Annotated in this window: 10 protein-coding genes and 1 pseudogene; 10 read left to right on the top strand and 1 reads right to left on the bottom strand. The window is 37.8% G+C overall.

Going from position 1 to position 8433, the window contains the following annotated elements:
* Window positions 1-452: 452 nt before the first annotated feature.
* Together drt5 and Q1A69_RS19250 are read left to right on the top strand one after the other, a co-directional pair.
* Window positions 453-1727, top strand: a pseudogene (drt5, locus tag Q1A69_RS19245) (antiviral reverse transcriptase Drt5); the annotation flags it as partial.
* Window positions 1728-2134: 407 nt separating this feature from the next.
* Window positions 2135-2620, top strand: a complete 486-nt coding sequence (locus Q1A69_RS19250) for a hypothetical protein (protein WP_299589255.1) — start codon at window positions 2135-2137, stop codon at window positions 2618-2620.
* 101 nt (window positions 2621-2721) lie between these two features.
* On the opposite strand, the gene csrA is transcribed toward Q1A69_RS19250, so the two are convergent.
* Window positions 2722-2910, bottom strand: coding sequence for a carbon storage regulator CsrA (gene csrA / locus Q1A69_RS19255; RefSeq protein ID WP_299589256.1), 189 nt, complete (start codon window positions 2908-2910; stop codon window positions 2722-2724).
* Between the two features lie 1450 nt (window positions 2911-4360).
* Here csrA and Q1A69_RS19260 point away from each other — a divergent pair.
* The 8 genes from Q1A69_RS19260 (at window position 4361) to Q1A69_RS19295 (ending at window position 8018) form a co-directional block, all read left to right on the top strand.
* Window positions 4361-4900, top strand: a complete 540-nt coding sequence (locus Q1A69_RS19260) for a hypothetical protein (protein WP_299589258.1) — start codon at window positions 4361-4363, stop codon at window positions 4898-4900.
* Entirely contained in the window at window positions 4897-5079 is a 183-nt protein-coding gene (locus Q1A69_RS19265; RefSeq protein ID WP_299589260.1) for a hypothetical protein, read from the top strand. Before Q1A69_RS19260 ends, Q1A69_RS19265 begins: the two co-directional genes overlap by 4 nt.
* Window positions 5069-5209, top strand: coding sequence for a hypothetical protein (locus tag Q1A69_RS19270; RefSeq protein ID WP_299589262.1), 141 nt, complete (start codon window positions 5069-5071; stop codon window positions 5207-5209). The genes Q1A69_RS19265 and Q1A69_RS19270 overlap by 11 nt, the downstream gene beginning before the upstream one ends.
* Before the next feature lie 126 nt (window positions 5210-5335).
* A complete protein-coding gene (locus Q1A69_RS19275; RefSeq protein WP_299589264.1) occupies window positions 5336-5557 on the top strand; it encodes a hypothetical protein in 222 nt (73 codons plus the stop codon).
* 43 nt (window positions 5558-5600) lie between these two features.
* Complete coding sequence (locus Q1A69_RS19280) at window positions 5601-5798, top strand: hypothetical protein (RefSeq protein ID WP_299589268.1); 198 nt, start codon at window positions 5601-5603, stop codon at window positions 5796-5798.
* Between the two features lie 530 nt (window positions 5799-6328).
* Window positions 6329-6841 (top strand): hypothetical protein, encoded by a 513-nt coding sequence (locus tag Q1A69_RS19285; RefSeq protein ID WP_299589271.1) that lies wholly within the window; start codon window positions 6329-6331, stop codon window positions 6839-6841.
* A gap of 254 nt (window positions 6842-7095) precedes the next feature.
* Window positions 7096-7587: a GNAT family protein gene (locus Q1A69_RS19290; protein WP_299589284.1), complete on the top strand. Its 492-nt coding sequence runs from the start codon at window positions 7096-7098 to the stop codon at window positions 7585-7587.
* The gene (locus Q1A69_RS19295) at window positions 7584-8018 is read left to right on the top strand and encodes a hypothetical protein (protein WP_299589286.1); all 435 of its coding nucleotides are present in this window, start codon (window positions 7584-7586) and stop codon (window positions 8016-8018) included. The genes Q1A69_RS19290 and Q1A69_RS19295 overlap by 4 nt, the downstream gene beginning before the upstream one ends.
* Window positions 8019-8433: the final 415 nt, after the last annotated feature.

Here is an 8433-nt window from a genome sequence, read left to right on the forward strand (position 1 = left end):
GAAGGTGTTAAATTACTTGAGCCCACTGGAATTTTTGGTGGGTAAACGTGTGTCACTTATGTTGGCAATCTAGGGAGAAAATCTAAAAATTATCTTCGTCCATTCATAAAAATCACTTTATATGTCTTCTAACTCACATGGAGCTGATAGTCTTTCCTAGTTTTAGCAGACACCCATGCTTGAGATATGCTATTACGCACTAAGGATCTTTTTAACGCCATTAATCACTCCAAATAGAAAAAGAAAAAACCAATGATTAGCACAGTAAATTTCATTAAAAATGATTTTGAATCAACACTGTACCCCCTCAAGACCAATCTTATCTTGGCCGACGTTAATAGTAATGAAATTGCAAACTATATTAATAAAAAAATTTTAAATGACTTACATGAGGGAGATAACTTCCTTTCGCAACACAAGGTTTATGCAACAAAACCGAAAGGTTAACAGTAAAACTAGACCCCATAGCTGAATATTTTATTTATGACCTAATATTTAGAAACAGGTCAATTTTCAGACCTCAGGTAAGTAATGCCAGACGGTGTTTTGGATATAGATTTTCTGAGGGCAGCCATATATCTGTTCACAGGGCCTATGCAGAATACAAATCTCACCTTAGAGAATGCTCAAATGTATTCACGCATAACATTCAATTTGATATTGCTTCATATTTTAATAGCCTATATCACCATGATTTATCACACTGGTTTTCTTCCAAAAATGGCGTGTCGGGCATAGACGGCAACGCATTTGGTAAATTTTTTAGAGAAATTAATTCTGGAAGAAGTGTCGACTTCCTCCCATATGGTATTTATCCATGCAAGATGATAGGTAACGAATTCCTGAAATTTGTTGACCTTTCGGGTCTATTAAAATCATCAAGTATTGTCCGATTCATGGACGACTTTACATTATTTGATAATGACCCAAACGTACTTAAGCAAGACTTTATATATATCCAACAACTTCTTGGCAAGTTTGCATTAAACATCAACCCTTCGAAAACACATTATGATAATAAAGTCGGTGATATTTCAACGACCTTATCCAAAATCAAGGAATCTCTTCAGGAGATCGTTGTTGATTATAAAGCATTTCCAACTGTTTCAGGAATGGAGGTATTCGAGACTGAGGCTGAAATCGAAAATAGTCTCAGCCAGGAACAGGTTGATGGCTTAATGTCATTGTTAAAAGAAGATGACCTTGAAGAATCTGATGCTGATTTAATTTTAGGTTTTCTTCGCTCACATAGTGATAGCTTACTTGATCTTCTACCAACTCTTCTTGAGAAATTCCCAAATATAATCAAACATATATATTCAATATGCTCAGACATAAAAGATAAAAAAAGCCTTTCTAGAGTTATAAATAGCTTTCTAAAATCAGAAATTAATTTTTTGGAATACCAGCTTTTTTGGATTGGAGCAATACTCGAGGATCACCTAGCAGGAGTAGACTTATATGGTGATTCACTAATTAAAATTTATGAATTAAGTAGTGAATTCAAAATTGCTCGCTCAAAAATACTTGAGATCCCAGAGCAAGGATACGGATTAAAAGAAATACGAGACGATCTACTTAAAACTGGGCAATCTGATTGGCTATCTTGGTCTGCAGCTATGGGATCTAGAACCTTGCATACTGATGAGAGAAACTACACTCTTAATTACTTTTCTAAAGGATCACCTATGAATTTTTTGATTTCCTCCGGCGTGAAGAAGTTATGATTCATCATCGACAATATAATTAGATGGCGCAGCAATTAGCGCCATTTTTTGAGGCATTAAATGTCTACAATGTTGTTTTGATTCCCAAGCATGAACTAACAAAGAACCAATATATTAAAGTAGTCTACAGTACCCCTAAAATAAATTTCCCATGAATTAAACCCAGATTAAGAAATTTTAGTACAGGTAATAATATTGAGATTCCAGAGTATATTTTATTCAGCGTAACCCCTAGAAATCTAAAGAAAATAGAAAGAGACCTAATGTTCACTATTTTTAGTGTTTAACCAAAGCTACTTGTATGTGATAAAATTTAATGAATTTATCATGTACTCCACTGTATAGCTAGACATGCCTCATGCATAACATTGCCACCAGATTTCCTGTTATAAAGGCGTTAAGTAATAATGAAGAAAATTGCAGTCTCTACATTAATGATTTTACTGCTAGGCAGCTGCTACCTTGCTTGGCTAAATGATCAACATTGGAGAGACATAATACCTATAGAATTCGAGCTAGGTAGCACTCTCCATAGCAACAGTGATTTACAAGGTATAAGAGAAGCTTGTGGTGTTCATATATATGAGCTTGAAGAAAAAACTTTAGATAAAATCAAAGCGGAGGGTATTGAATTTCTCAATACAGCCAAACAGGCACGAGGGCATAGTAGGTTTTATTATAGCTATGGAGGATGGATGCATACTCCAAGAAAGGATTGGACAAGACCTGAAAACTGGGCTTATGAACTAATGTGCGCAAAGATGCCTGCAAAGCTACAAGGAATCATTATTGATAGTGCAACAGTACCAGGCTCTTTCTACTCCCACGGACAAGAGAAAGTTCTCATGGTAATACCTGATCACAAAATCTTAGTTTTAACACACAATGGTTAGAGTATAATCACAAACAAAATCAGGCAAGCAGATAAATTACTCCATTTTCGGCTCCATAATTTGCCGCTTTTTCTTACGCTAAGTAATCGTGAAACATTTTTTCACCGATCTTCGCTCCCCAGAGTACATCCCTTTTGTAGACGAATATATATTTCCTCACGGTGCACAGGTAGGGATCTGGGAGCACGTATCCCTATCTTCACCTGATTCCCCTTAACTTCCAATACTGTGACTGAAACATTGGTTCCAATCCGTAAGTTTTCACCAGTCCGGCGCTTTAAGATCAACATATTTATTTCCTACTCATACTCAAACCATGGGTAAACCTTCTCTGATGGAAGGCTGAGAAAGTAACGTTGAGAGGAAATATGGGGTGGTGCGCGGGAACGGTAGGCATAGAAGAAGAAAAGGCAGGCATAACGCTTCCAGAGCTTGGGGAACCGCACCAAGCCGCTGAATGTACTCCACTTTATTGAAGACGAGCGGGTTTCTAGCGTATGATCCATATAGCCATTTTGATAGTTACGTTATCAATTTGGTCAGCTGGCCCCTGGTGTTGCTGCACCTTGGGTCAGCGCCTTTTACTATCTCTTACGTCACGCTACCGTTCTCCTTTGAGAAGATGGTTCTTTAGAAAACTCTTAGAGGTCTTGATTCTCTCGAATCCCTTTGGCCTTTGGCCATCGGCCTACAAAAGGCCACCCAATTCCGGCCAAAATACCAATAAATATCTATCGATTCTACGCAGCTTTGACACTAAAACAAACTGAATAAAATCCAATAAGATTATTTTTGTGCCTATATTTTTATGCTCGTTAGCTTAGATAATTTGCGTTATCCATAAGAGTGATGGTTTAGATGGTTACTCTTTACTCGCTTTCACGTTAGAACTAAAATAAATTAATCATAAAACCACCACTCGGTGTGTCTTTCTTGTGTCGATAGAAAATATCCCAATAGCCTAAGGCTTGAAAGTATTGCAGTGAGACATGGAGAGTTGTCCACTTTTAGTTGCGATGCCATTCTCATAAAGCACTTAAAATCCCATTTAATCGGTACACTTGTTCCTATCTCTACATAGGTGTTTTTCGCCTGTACTGGATAACTTACCGATTGATATATCGGCTCTAAGTATAGTTATTTGCCATTTTGGCATTGGTCGACAAGTGATATGATCCAGCTTCAGTTGAGCACACTATTAAAGCTCTTTGGCAGGAAAGCATGAACTATAGAAATCTACTGTTAAAAAGAGGGTTTGGTTTCCATTAGCAATTCATAGCTAATGGAGATCCATATGGGGTATTTTCGACACCCTAAAACCAAGAACGAGATGAAGCAATACCATGCTTCGTTGGAAAATGAACTAAAAATTCCGATAAAGATTAGAAACCGTCGTCGGCCAAAATGTTTGCCAAACGCTTGGGACGACTACTTTCCTAGTAATATCTCTAATCGTAATTGGAAGCTGTTTCGCAGGAACCAGTGGAAGGGGTAGTCATCCACTTTAACAAGACGCTCCTGCTGAAAATCATAAGTTCCAGCTTTGACTCTACTTATGTTTTCAGCAGAGCTTGGTATTGTATACACCATGATTCAAATTAGAACGACAGCCACCTTGGGCACCATGAACTGTCCGAGCAAATCTAGAAACTGGATCAAACTTTGCGGCATCTTACCAACTAAGAGAAAATAGCTCTTCGAATATAGTGGAAATATTTTGATTTAAGTATAGGAAATACTATGGAAGCTTTAAATTTTCACAATTATCCCTCTGTTATTGGATACTACCAAGCTCTCAGAAAAGAAGTTTGGTCAATCACACAAGAGTCATGGCCTCAGTCATCAATAAAGGGCATTAGTTGGAAGACAGCAAGACTGGCTGACTCTTGGAAAGAGATGAGAGGAGCAAATCTAAGATCTTCGAGAGCCAGTTGGGACTGGGAGCCAGAATTTAATGCATATCAGAAGAAGCCAAAAAGATATGAAATGTCAGTTTGGTATGAGAATCAACTTTGTGGGCTTTGTTATGGCTTTGCATCCAAGCATGGCACAAAGGTAAGAATGAATCTTATAGAATCTACACCGGTAAGACCAAATCCTTTGGGCGAAGGTGTCTTTCCAATATTATCTTTTGGAGCTACTGTTTATGCCAACTTGATTAGTGCTGATGAGGTTTGGGTTTTAGACCCCGTAAAAGGTGCCATAGATTATTACGAAAGCCAAGGTTTCTCAGCGCCTGAAATCTATCACGGAAAAAGAGTCGGAATGAAAAAATTATGAGTGGCTATAAATTCTCACAAGAAGAGAAGGATCGAATTAATAAAATCCGCTCGAAGATGAAGAAACATGCTGAAGAAGTGAAAAAGAAATCAAAAGATACAACAGTAGAAGAACCATCGGGAAAACAAACGAATCCAACAGAAGTTGACCGTATGAGAGATCGAAAAAATGACGATTAAAGACAAACAGATTGGTAGGGAAGATATTAGAAAATTTGTTGAGAAAAACAAATCTAAAATATTGAAAGAAGCTAAAGAGGTTGAAACGGCCATAAAATCAAATAAATTAAAGAACCAGCAGAAACTATAAATCTTGTATATAGTAGCTCTGTATGACACAAGGTGTAATCTTGGACATGCATAGATTTAGATATCAAAATCCTGTTGTAGTTTTTTCCATCAACACCTTGCAAGTACATGAAATGAAAGATGTAAAATGCCATTTAATTATAAAGATCTTACCTATATTAGAGCTTCCATTCAGGCATATGAAGGCATTCTAAACCAAACAACTGAAGAAGAATGTGAAGAAGAAAAATTCTCAGAAATTCAAGATGATATTATGTATTTAGGACGCTTGTTAGCTCTAGTTAATCAAGAAATAGAAGAGGCTGAATCTTCGGGACCATCTTTAAATCCGGTAAGGTCTAAGGATTGATTTATAGCTATCTATCGCAAAGGTTAGAATCTGTTTCTTACCCATGATTACTTATAAGTTTCCTGAAGAAAAAGAATATGGAGAGTTCTACGCAAAGAAGTTAGATGACGAACTTAGCCTACAATTCCTTCAAAATGGCATTATTTTACATAAATCTCAAGCCGAGCATATCTGTCGTTTCTTTTGGGCTATGGTAGATGCATCAATTGAGGACGAAAATAACGGAGTAAAGCTTCAATGAAATGAAGGAGCTGAATTTTGGAACGAAAAATTAATGAACTCCATTTCGGCACACCTTGAAGCCTTAGGCTATGAAGAAGAGTGGGAAAACGAGGTCGATAAACAATAGGCATGGCTAGGAAGGATAGAGCGCGCGCAGCCGCGATCTATCCAGATGTTGACGTCCTTAGCTCCCCGAGTAGATAGCATCTATGAGTGTTAATAATTTTCAATCCTGCTGATATATATGGTAACCAAATGAAGAAGATAATGATCTTATTTTTAATGATTTTAAGTTTGTATACGTTAGGCTTCTTTACTCAAGCCTTAGCTTATTCTCAACTGGGTATTAATCTTAATAAGTATCTATATGCTCCATGGATCAAACATTTAGAAATGGACAACCCTATAAAGGTAATTTATAACAAAAGCGTAGAGTTCTGGTGTTCTCGTTTAGAAGGATGTAGTTATCCGGACCCTAATTTTTGATTGGCCACAACATTTGAATCCATTTGTCCGTGAGATGTTATTGGTAATTAGGAGTATCATCCAATGAAATGGAGCAAGCTCAAATCTCTAGTTGAAGAAAAATTTTCTCCATCCCTGGATGGCCGCATCTCTATCAACAGTACCAGTTATGGAAACTGTTCATGTGGACATGCCTGGTTGACTCTTGATAAAGAGGTCATAGCAAACTTCTGTACAAGGGCCTTTTGGAATAGAGCGAGTGGTAATTTCTATAGAAAAGATAATCGCTGGGTTACTGATTCCGATGTGCCTGAGCATGTAAGTGAAAAGCAGAAACTATCCTATGGTGAGGTGGAGTATGGAGAGTTATCTCGACAAGATGCCTATCAAGCCTGCTGGGAATTCGTTCATACCCTCAAAGTTGATGAAGCTATAAAATCCGACAATCCATTGATTCAATCCCTAGCCACACTGGATAAGCGTTTAGGAAAACGTAGGCTTAAAGAAATAGACACTTCGACTTTACACCCACTAGCAAAAAAATTGTTGGCCATAAGGTTGGAATCAGAGGGATTAAGGATTACGGTTTGCACATAAGATATTTGCTTCAACGTTATTCTGAAGATTTCAATTCCCTTGTTACGCATGAAATAATTGTTGAATACTAGGATAGATGTGTGAAAAAACCTAGGTTCATCCCAGGGTCTCGGATCTCATTTATAATGAGAGAATGACATTACTCGTAAACGCCCGATACTTACGATTGACAAGGATATAATACGGTCCTTCACATAGGATCACCTTCTTAATTTGCTGTCGCTGATGAGTCGCTACGGTAGAGTTTCTAGAAAATGCTTAAGCTAAGACAGTTTGATAAATCTGATATTAATTCAATAATGTTGTACCTTAATGATAATGAGGTAACGCGATATATAACAGATGCTATACCTCAACCCTATACAGAGAGTGATGCTCGTTGGTGGGTTGAAAATAGTGAGAGTTCAAGCCTAACAAAAGCGATCGAGTACAAAGGAGAGCTTGTAGGATGTATATCGGCTAAGGTGGGTGAGTTTGAATATAGCTGCAGCGCTGAACTGGGTTACTGGATTGGAAGGCAATTCTGGAGCAATGGAATTGCTACTGAGGCAGTTCGAGTCTTTACGGATATGCTTTTTAAATATACAGATATCGTCCGGTTATTTGTTTCTGTAGTTTCCATAAATGGTGCATCTATTAGAGTCCTAGAGAAAAATGGCTATTTGTATGAAGGTACTCTTCGAAAAGCGTCATGTAAAAATGGCCAATACTTCGATGAAAATTTATATTCAAAAATTAGTGAATGACAATAATCGAAGCCAAGATCAAAGGTTTACTGCATGGCCCACCGTTTCACCACACGCTATACACTATGACTGAGTTCTTACACAAATTTGCATGCTTCGATTGTCAGGTCGCCTTTAAGCGCCATGCACTTGAGGATGCATCATCAGGCTCAGCTCATCAATCTGATTCAGACATCATCTACAAGTGTCCAAACTGTGGTCATCGTATGGCATTTATGGGGCGCAACTTTGCCGCACCATCTAAAAATGACTCATCCGGTTGGGCAGCAGCAAAAAGCCTCTGGGAAGCAGGATTTCGTTTTGTGGGTAACGGTTATCATGATGATCCCGCGTTTCCTAAAATAAAACCTGACGTTAACTCATTTATTGAGCAAAATCCTGAACATAAACAGAGAGTTGGTATAAAGCAGCAATGGAAAAATTATTCCTGACAAGCGTTTGTAGGTCCCCTGAGCAACATAAAAGGGGGTAGCATCCGTTTAGCACCAGCCGTACCTAAATCAAGCTATATTCCGGTAAAGAATGAACATCGAAGATAAGATAAAGTCAGTCGAGTGGAAACAATATCAAGGACAGCTTCGTATACCCACAGTAACATATACACCAAACTATTGATTTTTAACGGTTTACACCTATGATCAAAAGGAACAAAATAACAAGACATATACGGCCGCCATATATCCATTAGAGTAATTTCGCGACGGTGCTTGCTAACATGCTGATTCATCTATTTTTTCTGATTGGAGAGGCTTCCCACTCTGGAGATAAGTTATTAACTCGGCGATCCTATAGTTCTATATAATATCCAAATGGATATTATTGATGCAAGAAAATTACCCGCTTCCG

It is taken from the genome of uncultured Microbulbifer sp., from assembly GCF_947498635.1.
GTDB lineage: Bacteria > Pseudomonadota > Gammaproteobacteria > Pseudomonadales > Cellvibrionaceae > Microbulbifer > Microbulbifer echini.

Excerpts from the sequence above, each read along its gene's own strand:
- Q1A69_RS19295 (WP_299589286.1), top strand. The coding sequence starts at position 7,584 with ATGACAATAATCGAAGCCAAGATCAAAGGTTTACTGCATGGCCCACCG.
- Q1A69_RS19285 (WP_299589271.1), top strand. The coding sequence starts at position 6,329 with ATGAAATGGAGCAAGCTCAAATCTCTAGTTGAAGAAAAATTTTCTCCA.
- Q1A69_RS19275 (WP_299589264.1), top strand. The coding sequence starts at position 5,336 with ATGCCATTTAATTATAAAGATCTTACCTATATTAGAGCTTCCATTCAG.
- csrA (WP_299589256.1), bottom strand. The coding sequence starts at position 2,910 with ATGTTGATCTTAAAGCGCCGGACTGGTGAAAACTTACGGATTGGAACC.
- Q1A69_RS19260 (WP_299589258.1), top strand. The coding sequence starts at position 4,361 with ATGGAAGCTTTAAATTTTCACAATTATCCCTCTGTTATTGGATACTAC.
- Q1A69_RS19265 (WP_299589260.1), top strand. The coding sequence starts at position 4,897 with ATGAGTGGCTATAAATTCTCACAAGAAGAGAAGGATCGAATTAATAAA.
- Q1A69_RS19290 (WP_299589284.1), top strand. The coding sequence starts at position 7,096 with ATGCTTAAGCTAAGACAGTTTGATAAATCTGATATTAATTCAATAATG.
- Q1A69_RS19270 (WP_299589262.1), top strand. The coding sequence starts at position 5,069 with ATGACGATTAAAGACAAACAGATTGGTAGGGAAGATATTAGAAAATTT.
- Q1A69_RS19280 (WP_299589268.1), top strand. The coding sequence starts at position 5,601 with ATGATTACTTATAAGTTTCCTGAAGAAAAAGAATATGGAGAGTTCTAC.
- Q1A69_RS19250 (WP_299589255.1), top strand. The coding sequence starts at position 2,135 with ATGAAGAAAATTGCAGTCTCTACATTAATGATTTTACTGCTAGGCAGC.